This is a genomic window from Methanothermococcus okinawensis IH1, from assembly GCF_000179575.2.
In the GTDB taxonomy this organism is placed as follows: domain Archaea; phylum AGJL01; class Methanococci; order Methanococcales; family Methanococcaceae; genus Methanofervidicoccus; species Methanofervidicoccus okinawensis.
On record NC_015636.1, the window covers coordinates 857,966 to 878,259 of the forward strand.

A 20,294-nucleotide genomic window follows, 5' to 3' on the forward strand; every position below is an offset into this window, starting at 1 on the left:
ATAATTTACAAATACCTTGCCCTTTTTTCAACATCCGCTATATGATTTATTACAGTTTTCCACTGGGGATATATTTTATAGCCTTCCAGAATTCTATTCCATATTTCCTCAAATCTGTCAAAATGGATACTTAAAATGGATTTTTTTAGCACAATTAAATCCACAGCCTTATCTTCTACAAGATTTGAGAATTTTCCAAGTCCAAAATCTATAATATATACTTTATTATTTTTATTATTCTTATTATTACTTTTATTATTATTTAAATTATTTTTACCTTCGATATTAATTTTTTTATTTTCATAATTATTTTTATTACCGCTATTATCTTGGGAATATACTTTACTATTTTGAATATGCTTTTTATTATTGTTATTATCCACATTATCATCCCTCCTAATTATAAAATTCGATGTTGTAAGGTCATTATGTATGATATCATTTTCATGAAGTTTTCCAACAATAGCTCCTATCTCATAACAACAGTCTAAATTCCCATTATCTCTTTCTATTTCTTCCTTTGCAAGTTTTCCCGCTATATATTCCATAGTTATAATATTGTTATCTTTATCTATATCAAATATGCAAGGTGCATTAATATTAAAGTCCTTAACTAGTGCTAAAAATCGAGCTTCTTTAACAGTTCTTTGGTGTCTTATTATTTTGTCGAGCTCAGGTATTCTATAACTTTTTGCTATTCTCTCCTTTTTAATAACATCCCATCCCAAATAGGAGGCTTTTTTAATATCTGCCTCTGCACCTTTTCCAATTAAATGTTCAGGTATCCTTCTTTTTTCACAGGGAATATTTTTAATCCAATTTACCTCTACCATGTCGCTTCTATAATTTGGAATTGGTTTTGTTTCATCAATACTCATTCTTTTTCCATTTATATACATTAAAAGCCCTAACCATGCTATCATTGCCCCATTATCTCCACAGAATTGTTTTTCAGGAACATAGAATTTTACATTCTGTTCCTTACACATAATATTGAGCATTTCCCTTAATCGATTGTTTGCAGCAACACCGCCTACAAGCATGACCTCAGGTTTATTTGTATGGGCAAGAGCTCGTTCAGTAATTTCTGTTATCATGGAAAATGCAGTTTCTTGAATAGAATAACATACATCTTCCAGTTTTTCTCCTTTTTCGTAGCTTTTTATTGCCGATGTAAGAAGTCCTGAAAATGTGACATCCATTCCTTTAACACTATATGGCAATTTTATTAATTTTTTTCCATCTTTTGCAAGTTTTTCAACATAAACACCTCCGGGATGTGGAAGAGCACAGTTTCTTGCAAACTGGTCTAAACAATTCCCTATGGCAATATCAAGAGTCTCTCCAAAAACTCTATATCTACCACAGGTATATCCTAATATCTGGGTATTTCCACCGCTTACATATAAAGTTAATGGGTCTTTTGCCCCTGTGGTTAGTTTCCCGATTTCTACATGACCTATGCAATGATTAACCCCAATAATAGGTTTTTTTAATGACAATGATAGAGCTCTTGCAGCAGTGGCTGTTACTCTTAAACTTGGACCTAATCCAGGACCTTGGGAAAAGGATATTAAATCTATTTTTTCTTTTGGAACTTTATTAAATGCCTCTTTTATTAATTTTGGAAATGTTTCTGCATGATGGTCTGCTGCCTCTCGTGGGTTTATACCTTGAACAGGAGGTTTATATATTATGGTTTTATTATATAAAACATTCCCATCCGAATCTACTAATCCAACACCTGTTTTCTCTGCTGTTCCCTCTAAACCTAAACAAATCATCCTCTCACCAAATATGCTAATTGTTATAAAGTTTATAATAAAATTTAAAAATAAATAATAGAGTGATTAAATAATATTGTAATGAATAAATAGAATAATAAATAAATCTAATATAATAAATATATAATAAATAAAGTGAGTATAATGCGATAAAATTTAATACATTATATGGGTTGAATAATATAAGTATTTAAATATTTGATTTAAATAATTTAATTATTTTTATTTTTAAATAATTTATATTGATAAATTTATATTATTATAATTATAACTATAACTATAAATCATATCTATTAGCACATTTTATAATCTTGGTTAAACTATATATATTAATTCAAATAATATATTAAAAAAGGTTTGAAGGTGAGATTTTGTTTTTGGATAAAATTGATAATGCTAAAAAAGCTTATACTTTTGATGATGTTTTGTTGGTGCCTAATGCTTCCTATGTAGAACCAAAAGATACCGATATATCCACAGATATAGCAGGATTGAAATTGAACATTCCCATTATTTCTGCTGCAATGGATACAGTATCCGAAAAGGAGATGGCAATAGCACTTGCAAGGAAAGGGGGAATTGGCGTAATTCATAGAAATATGACCATAGAGGAGCAGGTAAATCAGGTAATGGCAGTTAAAAAGGCGGAAGATATAATCGTTAGAGATGTAATCACAATATCTCCCGATTATAATATAGGGGACGCTGAAAGGATTATGGAGGAATATGGAATTAGCGGACTTCCCGTTGTTGATAAAAATGATGAGCTCTTAGGGATAATCACAACAAGGGATGTAAAATACATAAGTAATAAAGATACTCTTGTAAAGGATGCCATGACAAAAAATGTGGTTTATGGCAAGGAGGATATAAACCATGAAGATGCAATGAATATTATGTATGAAAATAGAATAGAGAGACTTCCAATTTTGGATAAAAATAATAAATTAATAGGTATGATTACATTAAGGGATATTTTAAAAAGAAGACAATATCCAAATGCTGCAAGGGATAATGAGGGAAGACTTTTAGTAGCTGCGGCATGTGGTCCAAATGACTTAGCCAGAGCTCAGGCACTTATAAAAGCAGAAGTTGATGCAATAGCTATTGACTGTGCCCATGCCCATAACATGAATGTTGTAAATAATATTAAGATACTTAAAAAAGAGCTCGAAGGCACAGGTATAAAATTAATCGTAGGAAATATAGCTACGAAAGAAGCAGCAATTGATTTGATAAATGCGGGAGCTGATGCTTTAAAAGTGGGAATAGGTCCGGGTAGTATTTGCACTACAAGGATAGTTGCAGGGGTAGGTGTTCCACAATTAACAGCAGTTGCAGAAGTTGCAGATATAGCAAAAGAGCATGATATTCCAGTAATTGCAGATGGTGGTATAAAATACAGTGGAGATATAGCAAAGGCAATAGCTGCGGGAGCTGATGCCGTAATGCTTGGAAGCTTGCTGGCTGGAACAGAAGAAGCTCCGGGACAATTAATTACAATTAATGGAAGAAAATACAAACAATACAGGGGAATGGGTTCCCTCGGTGCTATGTCAGGCGGTGTTGGTGCAGGAGCAGATAGATACTTCCAAAGCCACATGAAGCATGTTAAACTCGTTCCAGAAGGAATTGAAGGGGCAGTTCCATATAAAGGCTCTGTAAAAGATGTGGTTTTCCAATTAATAGGTGGTTTAAGGTCATCTATGGGATACTGTGGTGCTAAAAATATAAAAGAGATGCATGAAAAGGCAAGATTTGTAAAAATTACTCAGAGCGGTCAAAAGGAAAGTCATCCTCATGATGTGCTTATTACAAATGAAGCTCCAAATTATCCAATAAATAAATAAATCAATTAATAAATTAATAAATTGAGATATGGGGTATATAAAGCTAAAAAATATAAAATTAAAGTTTTAACTTTTATCCTCTTTTTTTGATAATTCTCCATAATAATCGTAATAATCATAATAATATTCATTAACTATCCACAACTTATTTTTATATTTCTTTGAGAGTTCCAATGTTTTCTCAGCTAAATCCTTATTTTTTCTCTCAAATATTTCAGAGGCTATCATTTCCACTATATCGATAGTATCAACATCATCGGCATCTAAATATTCGGACTTTCCAACTTCATTTAGGAGCTCCAATAATTCATCATCCTTGGAATTTTTTAAAAAATTGTTTCTTAAAAATGATTTAAATGTAAATATATTTTTTCTTTCAATAGGTATAAGTTTTAAAATAGATTTCCCTTTTTCTACAAGACTATTTTTATTTTGGATGAGCTCATCCCATAAATTGTATTTTAAAATTATGTTCTTTAAAACATTAATTATGTCATCTTTTGATTTATTTTTTAAATTGTTAAATAATTCATCTCCATTAATATAATTGTTGTTTTTATAGGCTTCAATTAGGGCATAGGCATGTTTGCAGTTATATCTATATGGACAGGAACAAATTCCTGTCCAATCACTTAAATCTACAACTGTATTATATTCATCTCCCCCCATTACCTTTCCATATAATTTATTTTCAAATTTTACGCAAAATATAACAAGATTATTTTTATAATAATATTTACCCCTTTCTATAATCTTTTTGTTGTATATGTTTTCATAATCCATAAATATCACTAATTACCTATATTATATATTATTTAGAATTTAGAGTTTTATTATTTATTTTAAATTTTTATTTTTATATATTTATGTTGTAATCAATATACAATAATATAATCAAAAATTAAAATATTAAAAAAGGGTTTATTATGAGACCTATTCTTGTAATATTTGGTATGATTTTAATAACCATAGGATTATTTGTGCTAACTCTTGGAATGGTATATCCAAATAAATATAGTGAATATCATCAACAGGATGAATCCAATGAATCCAACGAAAAGCAGGATGTTAAGGTTTCGGGAGTTGTAATGATAGGTCCTATTCCAATAGTATTTGGAAATTCCCCATCATTGGCAATATTATCTGTTTTAATAGTTATAGCCATGATGATTTGGATGTTTTTATTTTACAGTAATGTTATAATTCAAAAATAAAAATAAAACTAATATAAAATAATAAAATTATAAATGTAAGATAAAATAAGAAATAAAAAGAATTTATTTATTCATAAACCTTTGTTCCCATGGTCTTTCTTATTTTCTTAAATTCTTCACTTAGTTTTTTTGTAGTTTCTCCTATTTTTCCATTATTTATGGTTCTTCCATCTATTTCAACAACAGGCACGAGCTCAGCTGCTGTTCCTGTGATGAATAATTCATCTGCAACATAGAGCTCATGTAATGTGAGCCTCTCTTCCACAACTTTATATCCCATTTCTTTTGCGAGCTCAATTACTGTGTCTCTTGTAATTCCTCTTAAAACACTTGATGATAGTGGTGGGGTTTTTATAATGCCGTTTTTAACTACAAATATATTATCCCCAGTTCCTTCTGCAACATATCCTTCTCTATCAAGTAAAAAAGCCTCATTAACTCCTGCATAATTTGCTTGGATTTTTGCCAAAATACTGTTTAAGTAGTTTAAGGATTTTACAGCAGGATTTAACACATCAACAGGCAACCTTCTAACCGATGAAGTAATTACCTTTATGCCATCTTCTCCAAGCAATGGATTCATTGGTTCTGCAATACAGAATATTGTTGGTTTTGAACATTTTTTAGGGTCAAGTCCCAAATCGCCAACTCCTCTTGTGATTACCAGCCTAATATATGCATCCTTTAAATTGTTTATTTTAAGGGTATCAACAACAACCTTTTCCATTTCTTCCTTTGTCAAAGGTATTTCCAAAGTAATGGATTTTGCAGAATCATACAATCTATCTATATGTTCTTTTAATTTAAAAACAACACCATCATAAGCCCTTATACCTTCAAATATCCCATCACCATATAAAAGACCATGGTCATAAACTGAAATCTTTGCATCCTCTTTTTCAACAAATTCACCGTTTAAATAAATTTTCATGAATTCACCTCAAATAACATATATTTTTATTTCAAAAATATTTAAATTATTTAGATATAAAGGTTTTCAATTCATTGGATTAGATGATTAAATATGTTAATATTTTGTTTTTTTTATTTATTTTATTTTTTTAGTTTTTCCAGTATTTATTTCTTATTTTATCTTTTAATTCATTATATATTTATTCGTTTTATATTATTATTCATTTATTTTATTCCCAACTCCAATAAACAATCTATTCCCACCGCATCTTCCTTTACCAGTAGAATACAAGAATATATTATTATTTTTCGCGTATTCTTCCACTTTTTTTCTTCCTCCATCGGCTGTTTTCTCTCCAAAGGATATCACTACAATTACATCATCTATATTTTTAGAGCCAATTATTGGATATTTTAATTTTATATTGCATAATTCGCTTATATCGCTTAGATGGGATATAATGGCATTAGCATCGTCGATAAATGGAAAATCTTTCAAATATTTGGCAATAAATTCTATATCTTTTCCTCTTTTTTGGCTGTATTTTTTTATTTTCATAGGATAGTAGTTAAGTTTTCCGTCTTGATAGTCTTTTATTATGGATTTTGCTGTTCGTTTCATATCGATTATCCCGTTTTTCCCCAAATAATTTAATTTTTTGCCTATTTTTTCTATAAATTCTTCGTTTATATCCGATATGTCATTTATATCATTTATTTCAATACCATAGTATTTTTTGATAATATTTTCATCAAATGCATATAAATTTCTTAATATCTTTATAGCAGGTTCAATGGGATTTTCGATTTTTTCATACCTCAGAGCTCCTATCATCACGAGCTCATCCTCATCCTTAGGTTCGATAACACCAGGAGTATCCAATAATTTTATGTTTTTGGTTAGTCTTATCCACTGCTCCCCCTTAGTAAGTCCAGCAACAAGTCCACTGGCAGCACTTTTCTTTCCAGTTAAGGCGTTTATTAGTGAAGATTTTCCAACATTGGGATAGCCCACAACTCCAACTTTTCCTTCCTTTATTCCCATTAATTGAAGGTATTTTTTAATATTGTCCCTTAATATCTTTGTTCCATTTTTATATTTGGAGCTCACAAAAACCACAGATGCCTCGGGATTTTCACTTTTAATTATGTCCTTCCATTTTTCGAGTATTTTTACAGGGACTAAATCCGCTTTATTCAGCACATAAATAAGTTTTTTATTTTCTTTCTTTATTTTATCCTCTAAATTTTTATTTCTTGTGCCTTCGGGATTTCTTGCATCTAATACTGCTAAAATAATATGGCACTCATTTATAATTTTTTGGGCTATCTTTTTTGCAGGCACCCTTTTAATTTTCTTACCACTCATTAAATCACCATAAAATAGAATTTAAATTAATGAAACATTTAATAAACCATTAACTAAAATATAAATCATATATAAAAAATATATAAATAGAATTTAAATAAAATTAAAGATAAATCCCTAAAATAATAACATAAAAATGAATCTTTGTTAGTTATTGGTATTTTAATTTTTTTTATTTATTTCCGATTCATCAGTATCCTCATCTTCGTCAATAATCTTTCCATTCTTTGTTTTTGGTGCAATATCTTTTATTATTTTCATCAAATCCTCATCTTCCTCAGCTATTAATTTTACAAATATTCCACCGTGTATATCTCTATCAAAATTGACAAGGCCTGCAAAAGCTGCCTGTTTATTTAGGTAGAATTTTGTTAAATTGCCATTTATGCCTCTTTCAAGAACCATCCTTGCAGTGTCCAGTATTGCCTGACTTCGTAGGAGCTCCTTAAATCTACTTATGTCCTTAGATTCTCCAACTAAATAGTTATCTTCTACAACAATTTTTGCATCCTTAAATATGTTTTTTACTGCTTTTATTACTTTATTTTCATCTTCTGTTGGTTTAATTTTAGATTTTAACTTGATTATCATTATATCCCTATATTATAGTATTGTATGTATAATTTTATTATATAATTTATTTTTACAAATATATTGATAAAATTCTTTTAAAAGATGTTTTCCATCATTTCCAAAGCCTTTTCTATATCCTCATATTTTGTAGCATAGGAAAATCTTATGTTATTTTCTCCACATTCTCCAAATGCAACACCTGGAACGCATAATATATTATTTTTTATTAGTTTTTGAGCAACTTCTGTTCCATTTCCATATTCTTCAACATTTGGAAATACATAAAATGCACCATCTGGTGTGGTTAATTTAAATAATTTTTTCATTCCTTTAACTATTAAATCCCTCCTTCTTCTAAATTCATTAACCATTTTATAAACACAGCTTTGGTCTCCATTTAATGCTTCCAATGCTCCATATTGAGCAAAAGAAGTAGCACAGGCAAAACCGTATTGATGTATCTTTATCATATTATCTATTAAGTTATATTTTTTGTTTAGATTATCATTAACTGCTAAATATCCGATTCTCCAACCTGTCATGGCATAAGATTTTGAAAATCCATTTATTAATATACAGTTATCTGTAAATTCCATTGGAGAATGGTGTTTTTTATCATATATTATTTTTTCATAGATTTCATCGGATATTATAATGATATTATTGTCATCTGCTATATCGCATATAGCTTTTATCTCTTTTTTATCCATTACCTTTCCAGTTGGGTTTGAAGGGGAATTTAATATAATACATTTTGTTTTATCTGTAATGCTGTTTTTTACTCCCTCTATATCTATATTAAAGTCATCGTCAAATTTCATAGAGATGGGTTTAGCCTCGCACATTTGGGTTAAACTCATATAGGATACAAATCCAGGGTTTGGTATTAAAACCTCATCGCCTTTATTTACTATAGCCATTAAAGATAGCATTAATGCCTCAGAAGCTCCGCAGGTTGTAATAATATTATCAGGGTTAATATTTAGGTTATTATCCTTTTTTAATTTATTACTTATACTTTCTCGGAGCTCAGGTATTCCGCTATTTGGTGTGTAGTGGGTTTTGCCATTATCAAGTGCCTTTTTTGCAGCATCTATTATATGTTGGGGGGTGTCAAAATCTGGCTCCCCTATGCCTAAATTTATGGAATCTTTTGTAGCCATGTTGAATATTTTTCTTATTTCCGAAGGTTTTATATTTTTACATCTGTTGGAAATCATAAATCTCTCACCGTATTGATTATATATATAATTATCATGCTAATAACTAATAAAATAATAATATTTATAAAAATAATAATGTAATGGAATGATAGTGTTATGTTTAGATAATAAATAGAAAATAAAAATATATATTTTATCACTTATAATTTTATTTTTATTAGTTATTTATTAGTTATTGATTAATATTGATATTTAAATTTTTTATTCCATTAAATATTTATATGTAAAAACTATAATGATTAATCATTATAATATATATTATTTTTATAATATGATATTAATTTCTATTATAATCGTTATGTTATTGGCTATTATACTATTATTTATTATAACTACATTATTACTATTATTTGCTATAATATGGATTATTGGGTGGAAATATGTATGATATTTCAATAATTAAGGATATTGTGTTGGTAGTGGTTTCAATAGGTATATTGTTGGCATCAATTCGACTATGGATTCAAAAGGATAGTAAAAACATGGTGTATGCTCGTCTTCATATTGCAGGGGTGATAGATATTGCCTGTATAATTATACTGCTTGTCTTGAATCAACCATTATTGGCATTGATATATTTGGTTCTCTGTCCTTTTGCAGCACATGCCATTGCCAACGCTGATTATTACGACGAATTGAAAGAAAAAGCTGATTAATGTAAAGATAATTAAAAATAAAAATAAATAATATACTAGTGGATGTAATAGATAAAATAATAAAATAAAATAATAAATAATAAGATAAATAAATAGAATATATAAATAAAATTAAAATAAAGCTACTGCATAAACTAAAATTGGTGGTGTTATGTATTTAACCATTGTTGATTTTGCTGTATTGGCATTAATTGTTATGTCATATATCGGAGCTCTGGTTCAGAAGGATTTAATTAAATGTGTGGTATTAACAGGATTAGGGGGATTGGGTTTGGCATATATATTCAGCTCGCTTTTAGCCCCCGATGTTGCACTTACTGAGGCTATATTGGGTGGTGCTGTGCTTCCTGCATTCTTTGCATTTACGGTTAGAAGGACTCAAAGACTTGATGAGATTGATTAATTAGATATAACATGTGATATATAGATGTGTTCAGTAAAAATTTAATAAATAATAAAATAGGCAATTCTAAATATTAATATAATTAAAACCACTAAGCATGATATAAAAGCAAAATATTTATATATGGCACTATCAGCACCTTTAAATACTGCAAAATACACACCAAAATAGGATACCAATACCATAAATAAACTTATATCTACAAGTGTTTTAGATGAGCTCATGGAAAAAAATGCAATGATAAATGCATTTAATAAAACTCCAATTATTGATATATCTTTTTTTGAGTTTTCCAAATGCTTTATTGGTTTTAATTCAAATATTTTTGGAAATAAAGATTTTGGCATCCAGCTAAGTGTAAATGTCCAGCTAAATATACATCCCGCTATAATCATCAACATTCCAAGCCAAACAACCATGTTATTTTTTATCAATGATTTAATGACTATTTCTAAATTACCATAAATCGCATTTGAAGAAATACTCCATGCATAAAACAAATATAAAATGCCTACAATAAAAGTTCCAATAATAAGTCCATAACTGATGTCTTTTTTTGGGTTTTTAAAGGATTCTGATGGTATGACTATACCTTCCCATCCAGTCATAGTCCATAGTCCAAAATAACTTGCCATAAATATCTTTGAAATATCAAATTTTGCCGTGGAAAATATATTTAAATCCAAGCCGTTGGAGCATATGATAAAAATAAGAATTAATATGGTAATAATGGCAAAAAGCCTTAAAATATTTTTAATTACTTTAATTCCTGATAATACAAGAGCTGTTATAATTATGATTAACACGATACCAATATATTTAAAGTCAAAATAGACATTGAAAATTACCTCAAAAAATGAAACTACCGCAGATATGGATACTACTCCTGAAAACCATAGCATATACCCAAAGATTTTTCCGATTTTTATACCAAATATTTTTTGAATGTATTTATATGGGCCTCCACTTTTTGTTATCTTTGTTGAGGCATAGGCAAAGGGTGTTGCCATTATCAAACTTATAACTAAATCTATAATCCAACCGTATATTGCACATTTTCCTGCTATCGTATATGTTAAGGGTGAAAGAACAAAAATCCCTCCGCCCACAATAGAGGTAATAGTTAAAAACACAGCATCTTTTAAAGTTAAGTATCTCATACCACCAACCAATAAAATATATAAAATATATAGAATTAAAAAAATAAGTAAAACATTAAGTAAATATTTTAAATAAAATATTAAAATATTAAGTAGAATATCAAGTAAAACAATAGGGATGATTATATATTTAACAATGCATAAATGGATATGATTTTATAATGGTATAATAACTAAATATAAAAAATGATACATTAAGAAAGAATAATTTAAAATATATCTAAAATAAAAGTAAAAGAAAAAGATAAATACTGCATTATTATACTTTAATTAATTTATATAAAATGAGGGATATAGTGAAAGTATTGTTAATTCATTCCGATTATCTGGAATTTGAGGCAAAACAGAAAACAAAGATTGCAGAAGACACCGATATACTAAATGGAAAAATGGATGAATGTTTAACTGCATTTATGGCAGTTGAAAAAGAAGATGAGGAAAATCCTGAAAATGTGATAAAGAATACTGTGGATGAGATTGTAAAAACTGCGGAAAATTTAAAGGTAAAGAATATAGTAGTTTATCCTTATGCACATTTGTCAAGCGAGCTATCATCTCCAAAAGTTGCTAAGGATGTTTTAAAAGGCATAGAAGAATATTTAAAAGAAAGAGATTACAATGTATTAAGAGCTCCTTTTGGATGGTATAAGGCATTTAAAATAAGCTGTAAAGGTCATCCATTAAGTGAATTATCGAGAAAAATAACCGCAGATAAGGGAGAAAAAGAAGGAAAAGAAATAGAAAAAGAAGAAGCGAAAAATGAAGAAAAATCAAAATTCTATTTACTCAATGGAGAGACAAAAGAATTAATAGAATTAAATGAGAAAAATGTAAAAAAATTGGATGATGAAGGGCTTAAAGCAATAGCAATGCATGAAATGGGCATAAAACATGAAAAAAAAGGTGAAACAGAACCTCCTCATGTTAAATATATTAGGGAAAAAGAAATCTGCGACTATGAGCCATCATCAGATGCAGGTCATTTTAGATGGTATCCAAAGGGAAAACTTATAAGAGACCTTTTAGAAGATTATGTTTACAATATGGTGGTTGAAAACAACGGTATGCCTGTTGAAACACCTGTAATGTATGATTTAGGAAACAAAGCCATAAGGGAACATGCCGATAAATTTGGAGAAAGGCAGTATAGGTTTAAACAAGGAAATAAGGAGTTAATGCTTAGGTTTGCGGCATGCTTTGGGCAGTTTATGATGAAAAAGGATATGTATATTCTTCCAAAACACCTGCCTTTAAAGTTATATGAGCTCTCAACATACAGTTTTAGATATGAACAAAGAGGTGAGCTCGTAGGGTTGAAGAGATTAAGGGCATTCACTATGCCTGATATGCATACGGTATGTTATGATATAAAACAGGCTATGGAAGAATTTGAAAATCAGTTTTGGATGTGCTTAAAAACAGGAGATGACCTTAATACACCTTATTCAATAATATTTAGATATACTAAGGACTTTTTTGATGAAAACAAAGAATGGTTCTTTAAAATAGCAAAAGAATATAAAGAAAAATATGGAAAAGATGTAATTCTCGAATTATTACCTAAGAGAAAGCATTATTGGGTAGGAAAGGTAGATATGGCTGTTATAGATAGCTTTGGAAGACCTATTGAAAATCCAACAGTGCAGATAGATGTAGAAAGTGCAAAAAGGTTTAATATCGTTGTTCATGATGGAAATGAAAAAATTTATCCAATTATACTTCACTGCTCACCAACAGGAAGTGTAGAGAGGGTATTATGTGGTCTGTTAGAAAAGGCTTCTATGGATGCTGAAGCAGGAGCTCCTCCAATGTTGCCAGTTTGGTTATCTCCAATACAGGTAAGGGTAATACCTGTCTCAGATGCACACAACGATTATGCTTTAAATATTGCTAAAAAACTCAGAGAAAATAATATAAGAGTGGATTATGACGATAGGGAAGAAAGCGTAGGTAAAAAGATAAGGAATGCAGGAAAGGACTGGATACCTTATGTTGTGGTAATTGGTGATGAAGAAGTTAAAAACAACATATTAACCATTACAGTAAGGGAGAAATCCGCATTAAAAAAACCAGTTAAAGAAAAAATGACTGTTGATGAATTAATCGAAAGGATAAAAGAAGAATCAAAAGGATTCCCATACCGACCTTTAAGTTTGCCATTATACTGCTCATTACAGCCAATATTTAGATAATTAAATAATTATAATAATTATTTATTGTGGGTCATAATAATTCGTTTCCATTAACTTTTTAATTTTCATATATGGGAACGATTAAATTTGTTTTAATATTTAGTGTTGATATTTAAAGAATATGCAAAATGACCTGCCCTAGAATAAAAATAGTTATCTAAATAATTTAGGTTTCTCTATTTTAATATTCTCATTGAGTTAAAAACTGCGAGTAGTGCAACTCCAACATCTGCAAATATGGCTTCCCATATTGTGACCTGCCCAAGAACTCCGAGTAGTACAAATGACAGCTTAACAGTTAAAATTAAGATTATATTCTTCATAACTATATTCTGTACCTTCTTTGATATTTTAATTCCTAAAGGTAGCTTCGAAGGTTTATCGTCCATTATAACTATATCCGCTGTTTCTATAGCAACGTCACTTCCCAGTGCTCCCATTGCAACACCCAATTCTGACCTTGCAATAACTGGAGCATCGTTTATTCCATCCCCAACGAAAACAACGGTACCATTTTCTTTCTCCGCTTCAAGCTTTTCGATAATATTTACTTTATCCTCTGGTAGTAATTCAGCGTAAATCTCATCTAAGCCGATTTTTTTTGCTATCTCTTCTGCAACATCTTTCTTGTCACCCGTAAGCATTACAATCTTTTTAACTCCAAGTTTTCTGAGCTCCTGTATGGTTTCTAAAGCGTCTTTTTTTATCTCGTCGGATATTATTATGTAACCTGCATACTCCCCATCAACAACCACATGAACAACAGTACCTTTTACATGACAGGTGTTATGTTTGATGTTAAATTTATGCAAAAGCCTATCGTTTCCAACCATAATTTCTTTTCCATTAATTTTAATTCTAACTCCATACCCTGGTATTTCCTCATGTTCTTTAATCTCGTTTTCATTAATTTCTTTTCCATAAGTCTCTTTTATTGCATTTGCAATTGGATGACTTGAATGAGCTTCAGCCAATGCCGTAAACTTTAAGATTTCATCTTTGTTAAAGCTGTTCTTTGCGACTATCAGTACTGTTTTAAATACTCCTTTTGTTAAAGTTCCTGTTTTGTCAAATGCCACAATTCTAGCTTTGCTCAGTGCATCGAGAAAGTTTGAACCTTTGACGAGTATTCCTTCTTTGGCGGACTTTCCAATTCCTCCGAAGTAGCCTAACGGAATTGAAAGTACCAATGCACATGGACAGGATATAACCAATAGTACCAATGCCCTATACACCCAATTGAATAAAGGTTCTCCAAAAACCAGGGGTGGGATTGAGGCTATGAGTATTGCTAAACCTACGATTATTGGAGTATAGTATCTGGAAAATCTGGTAATAAAACGCTCTGTTTTTGTTTTTCTTGTACTTGCATTCTCAACTAGTTCAAAGATTCTTGAAATTGTCGATTCTTTGAGCTCCTTTGTAACCTTAACTGTTAAAAGACCATTTAAGTTTAACATTCCTGATAGGAGCTCATCCCCTTCTTTGATTACCTTAGGTATACTTTCGCCTGTTAGGGCCGAGGAGTCAACAGTAGATGAACCTTCAATCACCAATCCATCCAATGGTACCCGTTCTCCAGGTTTTACTAAAATTAGATCACCAACTTTAACATCTTCAGGTTTAACTTTAATTGTCTTATTTCCAATCTTTAAGTTTGCGTAGTCTGCCTTTAATGCTAACAACCCTTTTATTGATTTTCTAGAACGATTTATTGATAAGTTCTGGAAGAACTCACCCACCATATAGAAGAGCATAACACCTACGGCTTCAGGATATTCTCCAATAGCAAAGGCCCCTAAAGTGGCTATTGTCATAAGAAAATTCTCATCAAAGATATTTCCATGAATGGAGTTTACAACAGCGTTCCTTAGAACTTTCCACCCCACTAACATATAGCTTACGACAAATATTCCAAAAACAAAAATATTGTTGTAGTTGTAGTAGTACCTAAGTAGTATCCCAATTACAAAAAAATTAACGATGGGACTATGAAGTAAAGCATTTTCTTTGGATCTTCACCATGATTATGGTGGTCATGGTGATGTTCTTCTTTTTCCATCATTTCAACCCCTGAATCAACTTCATTACTATATTTTTGGCTTTTTCAATGTCTCCTTCAATGGTGAGCTCACCGGTAGTGAAGTTAACTGATGCAGACTCAAACCCCTCTTTTTAAGGCATTTTCAATCATATATGCACAGTTTGCACAATCTAAACCTTTCAATTTAAGTTTTTTTGACATTTTACTCACCTAAATGCTCTAGTGCAACTTTCAAGATCTCCTAAGGTGTTCATCCTCCAAATGATAGAATACATTTTCCATCCCCTCTATAATTGACATTTTTTCTGCCCTTCAAAACCCTAAGCTGATGTGAAATTGCCGAAACCGAGAGCCCAGTAATATTTGATAGGTCACAGGTGCAAAGTTCCTCTTCTTTAAGGGCAAGTAAAATTTTAAGTCTTGTTGGATTCCCAAATGCATTAAAGAAGTTTGAAAGTTCTTTAATTGTGTCGTTTTCTGGAAGATTTTTATTTACTTTTTTTATTTTTTCCCGATGTTCTTTGTAAACTTCACAAATATACGATATTATACCATCAGTTCAATTGAACATTTGTTCAAATGTTATTTATAATTATTGTGTATTTTTACATACATAAAGTATAAAAATAATCACACACTACACTCGAAAATTTGAATATTGATAACAAAAATTATGTAATATATGTAAATATATTAAATAGATTGATTTTGAACCCTCTATCACAGCAAGGTAATCCGCATGCTCCATGTAGGTTGGTTTATTGGGGGAGTATATAGTTATGTTATATTTAGGGCAGGTCATTTTGCATATTCTTTAAATATCAACACTAAATATTAAAACAAATTTAATCGTTCCCATATATGAAAATTAAAAAGTTAATGGAAACGAATTATTATGACTCACACTATTTTTTATTTTTATTTCATTATCTTTTTATTTTTTTATTTATTTAATCCTAATATTATGTTATTCAATGCATACATTTGAATAACTTTCACTATATATAGTGAAACATTATATTACACTATGTATGGTGAAACTATGAGAGAAACTATAAAAGCAATAATTAAAGAATAATTGAATAAATCGGAGCTCCGATAAATACTGCGATATAAATAACACCAATAATTACTTAATCCAAAATCTCTCCAAATAAGCCAAAGGTTTTTGCATCGGTTATTTTTATTTTTCTAAATTCTCCAATTTTTATGTTTTTATCGCTATTAAATTTAACAACTTTGCAGTTATGAGCAATTCCTTTATTATTTTCGGTGATTAAAACCTTTAATGTTTTTCCAATATAGTTTTTATTGTTTTTATAGCTGAGCTCTCTTCTTAATTTATCTAGTATCTCAGACCTTTTTTTTCTAACTTTTGTATCGACCTGTTTTAATTTAGCCGCTTCTGTATGCCTTCTCTGAGTGTATTTTGCACCATGAATATAATCGGGATTTAGTTTTTTCAAAACTTCAAGGGTATTTTCAAAGTTTTCTTCTTTTTCAGTAGGGAATCCAACAATTACATCGGTATTAAAGTTTAAATCTTTTACTTTTCTTTTAAATTCATTTACTATATCAATAAATTCATCTACGGTATATCCTCTTTTCATATCCTTTAAAACTTTGTCATCTCCACTTTGAATAGGCAGATGTAAGAATTTTGAAACCTTGTCATTTTGATATGATGCTATGAGCTCATCCATAATCTGAGTAACATTTTTCGCATGCATCATTCCAATTCTCATATCGAATTCTCCATCGATAGAGGCAATATCATTTATTAAATTCGGTAAGGTATCGTTTTTATCAAATCCATAGCATGCTGTGTCCTGTGAAGTTATAAGAATATGTTTTACTCCTTTGTTTATAAATTCCTCTGCCTTTTTAATTAGTAAATTTCTATTATAGGATATTAATCTTCCACGGGCAACCTTAACTATACAGTAGGTGCATTTTCCAATACAACCCTCCGAAATAGGCAACGGCATAATTAAAGAGTTTTCAGGGTTCGTAGGCGTTAAGTATTTTAATTTATCATCTATATCTACATTAGAATTATTATTACCACCTATATTGCAGTGATTATAGGTTGTATAATCATGAACTATTTTTCCAGATAGATGTGCTTCTTTTGGCATTATTAAAACATCGCCTATATCCTCTACCTTTTCCCTCAAAGCCTTTGGCATACATCCCGCTACAACAACTTTTTTGTTTAAGGATTTGAAATGTTTTATTCTTGAAATCATTTTATGCTCTGTTTCTAACCTAACTGCACATGTATTTATAATTACAACATCTGCATCTTCTGGATTCTGAACTATTTGGAAATCTTTAAAAGTTACTATTGAATTTTTTATAATAATGGTATCTGCGGCATTAAGTGTGCATCCATATCCTTCAATATATATTTTTTTCATATTTTCCTCACATTTAATTATTTTATAAAAGTTTAAATTATATTAATTTTAAATTGAATTTGATAATTATAAATTTTATATTTTAATGTTAAAGAGTTATTAAAAGATTATATAATAATGTATTAGATAATAAGGATTATATAAAATAAATATATATGGATGTATGTTAAATAATAATTTAGATTTAGGGGTAATATGTTTAAAAAAATTATCATTTTAATAGTGGTTTTTAGTTTATTGGGAATGGTTTATGGTGAAACGATAAATATTGGGGATTTAGAAGTAAAAAATTCTTCTCCTTCTGACAATTTAACTTTTAAGTTAAATTTAAATGGAAATAAGTATATGTTAAAATTTACTCATTATGGAAATATAAACTGGACAATAACACCATCTATAACCTTATACTTAAATAATCATGATATATCTACATTTGATAAGAATAATAGTGGGCTAGGCTGGAATAAGAAGTCTAAAAGTATTGTTGTGGATAAATCTAATTTTAATATTGGAAACAATACACTAAAATTGGAATCAAATGGACCAATCAAAAAATATACCTATTATAAACTTAAAGATATAATTTTAATTGTAAATAATACCAACACTTCAACTAATTCTACTTCAAGTAATACTTCAACGGCAAAAGCACCAATTCCGACTCCTGCAATAGTTATTGGAGTTTTAACAATGATTTTTATAATGTTTAAATATAAATATAAAAATGAATTATAAAATCTCTTCAACATACATTAATGGATAATTTAGCTCTTTTATGTATTTTAATCTTAACAATGCTATGGTGTTATTTACTTTTATCTTTAATTTAACATTTAACATATTGCCATCCAATGAAACATATTTATCCTCTTTTAAATCTCCAACAATTTCCACCTTGATATCCTCAACACAGGGCTGGTTTTTCATAGACTCTTCAATAGATTTTTCAAGTAATTCCTTATTTTTTAAACTTACAGGAGCTCCGACAAATTGATGAAACAATGCACCCAATGTAATACCACCTTCAAAAACTGCCCTTTCCCTATCTGATAAATTTTTAAAGTAGCTGTTAAATATTTCATTTTCTTCAAGTTTCATAATTTCACCGTATTTTATTATTTTATTATTTTTATCTATATTTTATATCAATTATTTATATATTCTTCCTTAAACACCCCATAACATACATTTAAAACTTCTTTTATAACTTCCTCTTTATTTCTTCCTTTTTCATATTTTGCATTTAAACCTGCGGCTTCTGCATGACCTCCACCTTTTCCACCAAGTTTCTTTGCAATCTTTTCCATTAAACTTCCAAGATGAACTTTTTTTGAAATGGATTTCCTGCATCTTGCACTTATTCTTATTTCTCGGTCTTTCTTCCTAACTGCAACCACAAAAGATACATCTGCACCAATTGATACTATCGTTTTTGCACAGGAAGCCTCATGGGAGCTCACATGAGATAGTGCAATAATACATTTATTTAATTCCCTTAATTCCATTCTACTACAAGCCTTTAAATGAGCTATCCTCTTACTTTCATCACTTTCCTGAGTAAGAAGGTATAAAATCTTCTGGAAGCTTATCCCTTTTATAAGCCATGCTATTGTATTGAATGTTCCTTCATTTGCAAGTTTCAAATGCTTTGTATCATATACTATTCCGCATAGCAAAGCTGTTCTGATGTTCTTTGGAGGGTATATATTCATCTCTCTAAATATATTAGAAACTATTTCGCATGTAGAGGGGGATTTTTCATTAACTATATATAAATCGCATAAATTTATTAAATCTGTTTTTCTGTGGTGGTCTATTAATATTATCTTTGAATCCTTTAATTTATTTTCATCAACAGATACTTGGTTTAAGCTGGATGTATCTACAAAAAAAACCACTTTTGATAGTTTTGGGGAATATACAATCTCAATATCTTCGTTTAAGTCTTCCAATATGGATTTTGATAATTTGCTTACAGAATTTGCCGAGATTCTAATGTTTTTATTTTTTGATTTATTCAATGTATCTGCAAGATATTTTAATCCAATAGCTGCACCAACTGCATCGGGGTCTGCATTGTGATGACATAAAAATAAAATATCGTTCTCATCTCTAAATATCTTTTTTAGTTGGATTATAATATTTTCACTGTTATTACTGTCATTATTACCTTTATTATTATTTTCGTTAATTTTAGTCTCACACATAATTACACCGCTAATTATAAAATATAAAATTAAATTAAATTTGGAGCTCCTTAAAATTAAGAAAAATAGAAGTAGAATAAATATAATTATTATACCCTCATCTATATAATCGGTTAAATATTATATTCCTATAATTATATATTATTTACCGTAAATAATGGAAATATATAAAAAATAAAGACTTTATTGGAGCTCCTATCTAAGTGATAAATATATATAATTATTATCTAATAATGACTAACCGATATAAGAATATGAGTGAAAAATTATTTAAATGATATTCTTTA

16 protein-coding genes and 2 pseudogenes are annotated in these 20,294 nt (G+C 29.4%); 6 read left to right on the plus strand and 12 right to left on the minus strand.

From position 1 onward, the window contains the following. Nucleotides 1-5: 5 nt before the first annotated feature. Nucleotides 6-1,784, minus strand: a complete 1,779-nt coding sequence (locus tag METOK_RS04300; RefSeq protein ID WP_013866997.1) for a bifunctional N(6)-L-threonylcarbamoyladenine synthase/serine/threonine protein kinase — start codon at nt 1,782-1,784, stop codon at nt 6-8. 371 nt (nt 1,785-2,155) lie between these two features. On the opposite strand from METOK_RS04300, the gene guaB reads away from it, so the two are divergent. Next, entirely contained in the window at nt 2,156-3,634 is a 1,479-nt protein-coding gene (guaB, locus tag METOK_RS04305) for an IMP dehydrogenase (protein WP_013866998.1), read from the plus strand. A 66-nt stretch (nt 3,635-3,700) separates the two neighbouring features. On the opposite strand, the gene METOK_RS04310 is transcribed toward guaB, so the two are convergent. After that, a complete protein-coding gene (locus METOK_RS04310; protein ID WP_013866999.1) occupies nt 3,701-4,417 on the minus strand; it encodes an SWIM zinc finger family protein in 717 nt (238 codons plus the stop codon). A gap of 143 nt (nt 4,418-4,560) precedes the next feature. Here METOK_RS04310 and METOK_RS04315 point away from each other — a divergent pair, with 143 nt between their 5' ends. Then, nucleotides 4,561-4,848, plus strand: a complete 288-nt coding sequence (locus tag METOK_RS04315) for a TIGR00304 family membrane protein (protein WP_013867000.1) — start codon at nt 4,561-4,563, stop codon at nt 4,846-4,848. Nucleotides 4,849-4,915: 67 nt separating this feature from the next. Here the strand turns inward: METOK_RS04315 and ilvE are convergent, their stop codons facing one another. The 4 genes from ilvE to METOK_RS04335 all read right to left on the minus strand — a co-directional run bounded on the left by ilvE (nt 4,916) and on the right by METOK_RS04335 (nt 8,922). Beyond that, nucleotides 4,916-5,779, minus strand: coding sequence for a branched-chain-amino-acid transaminase (gene ilvE, locus METOK_RS04320; protein ID WP_013867001.1), 864 nt, complete (start codon nt 5,777-5,779; stop codon nt 4,916-4,918). A gap of 198 nt (nt 5,780-5,977) precedes the next feature. Next, on the minus strand, nt 5,978-7,129 hold the full coding sequence (locus tag METOK_RS04325; RefSeq protein WP_013867002.1) for a GTPase: 1,152 nt from the start codon (nt 7,127-7,129) through the stop codon (nt 5,978-5,980). A 162-nt stretch (nt 7,130-7,291) separates the two neighbouring features. Next, the gene (locus tag METOK_RS04330; protein ID WP_013867003.1) at nt 7,292-7,720 is read right to left on the minus strand and encodes an RNA-binding domain-containing protein; all 429 of its coding nucleotides are present in this window, start codon (nt 7,718-7,720) and stop codon (nt 7,292-7,294) included. Between the two features lie 77 nt (nt 7,721-7,797). Then, nucleotides 7,798-8,922 (minus strand): pyridoxal phosphate-dependent aminotransferase, encoded by a 1,125-nt coding sequence (locus METOK_RS04335; protein WP_013867004.1) that lies wholly within the window; start codon nt 8,920-8,922, stop codon nt 7,798-7,800. 383 nt (nt 8,923-9,305) lie between these two features. Between METOK_RS04335 and METOK_RS04340 the strand changes: the two genes are divergently transcribed. Both METOK_RS04340 and METOK_RS04345 read left to right on the plus strand, forming a co-directional pair. After that, nucleotides 9,306-9,581 carry a cation:proton antiporter gene (locus tag METOK_RS04340; RefSeq protein ID WP_013867005.1) on the plus strand — a complete coding sequence of 92 codons (276 nt, stop codon included), beginning with the start codon at nt 9,306-9,308 and terminating at the stop codon, nt 9,579-9,581. A 151-nt stretch (nt 9,582-9,732) separates the two neighbouring features. Beyond that, on the plus strand, nt 9,733-9,984 hold the full coding sequence (locus METOK_RS04345) for a DUF4040 domain-containing protein (RefSeq protein WP_013867006.1): 252 nt from the start codon (nt 9,733-9,735) through the stop codon (nt 9,982-9,984). Nucleotides 9,985-10,025: 41 nt separating this feature from the next. Here the strand turns inward: METOK_RS04345 and METOK_RS04350 are convergent, their stop codons facing one another. Next, entirely contained in the window at nt 10,026-11,144 is a 1,119-nt protein-coding gene (locus METOK_RS04350; protein ID WP_013867007.1) for an APC family permease, read from the minus strand. Nucleotides 11,145-11,440: 296 nt separating this feature from the next. Between METOK_RS04350 and METOK_RS04355 the strand changes: the two genes are divergently transcribed. Then, nucleotides 11,441-13,336: a threonine--tRNA ligase gene (locus tag METOK_RS04355; RefSeq protein ID WP_013867008.1), complete on the plus strand. Its 1,896-nt coding sequence runs from the start codon at nt 11,441-11,443 to the stop codon at nt 13,334-13,336. A gap of 176 nt (nt 13,337-13,512) precedes the next feature. Here METOK_RS04355 and METOK_RS04360 read toward each other — a convergent pair. The 3 genes and pseudogenes from METOK_RS04360 to METOK_RS04365 all read right to left on the minus strand — a co-directional run bounded on the left by METOK_RS04360 (nt 13,513) and on the right by METOK_RS04365 (nt 17,800). Further along, nucleotides 13,513-15,581, minus strand: a pseudogene (locus tag METOK_RS04360) (heavy metal translocating P-type ATPase). A gap of 1 nt (nt 15,582) precedes the next feature. Continuing rightward, nucleotides 15,583-15,927, minus strand: a pseudogene (locus METOK_RS09025) (ArsR/SmtB family transcription factor). Between the two features lie 586 nt (nt 15,928-16,513). After that, complete coding sequence (locus tag METOK_RS04365) at nt 16,514-17,800, minus strand: tRNA (N(6)-L-threonylcarbamoyladenosine(37)-C(2))-methylthiotransferase (protein WP_013867010.1); 1,287 nt, start codon at nt 17,798-17,800, stop codon at nt 16,514-16,516. A 195-nt stretch (nt 17,801-17,995) separates the two neighbouring features. Between METOK_RS04365 and METOK_RS04370 the strand changes: the two genes are divergently transcribed. Next, nucleotides 17,996-18,535 (plus strand): hypothetical protein, encoded by a 540-nt coding sequence (locus tag METOK_RS04370; protein ID WP_013867011.1) that lies wholly within the window; start codon nt 17,996-17,998, stop codon nt 18,533-18,535. Here METOK_RS04370 and METOK_RS04375 read toward each other — a convergent pair. Together METOK_RS04375 and METOK_RS04380 are read right to left on the minus strand one after the other, a co-directional pair. Beyond that, the gene (locus METOK_RS04375; protein ID WP_013867012.1) at nt 18,530-18,898 is read right to left on the minus strand and encodes a dihydroneopterin aldolase family protein; all 369 of its coding nucleotides are present in this window, start codon (nt 18,896-18,898) and stop codon (nt 18,530-18,532) included. The two genes, METOK_RS04370 and METOK_RS04375, sit on opposite strands and share 6 nt — an antisense overlap. A gap of 47 nt (nt 18,899-18,945) precedes the next feature. After that, nucleotides 18,946-20,007 (minus strand): DHH family phosphoesterase, encoded by a 1,062-nt coding sequence (locus METOK_RS04380; RefSeq protein WP_013867013.1) that lies wholly within the window; start codon nt 20,005-20,007, stop codon nt 18,946-18,948. Between the last annotated feature and the right edge of the window lie 287 nt (nt 20,008-20,294).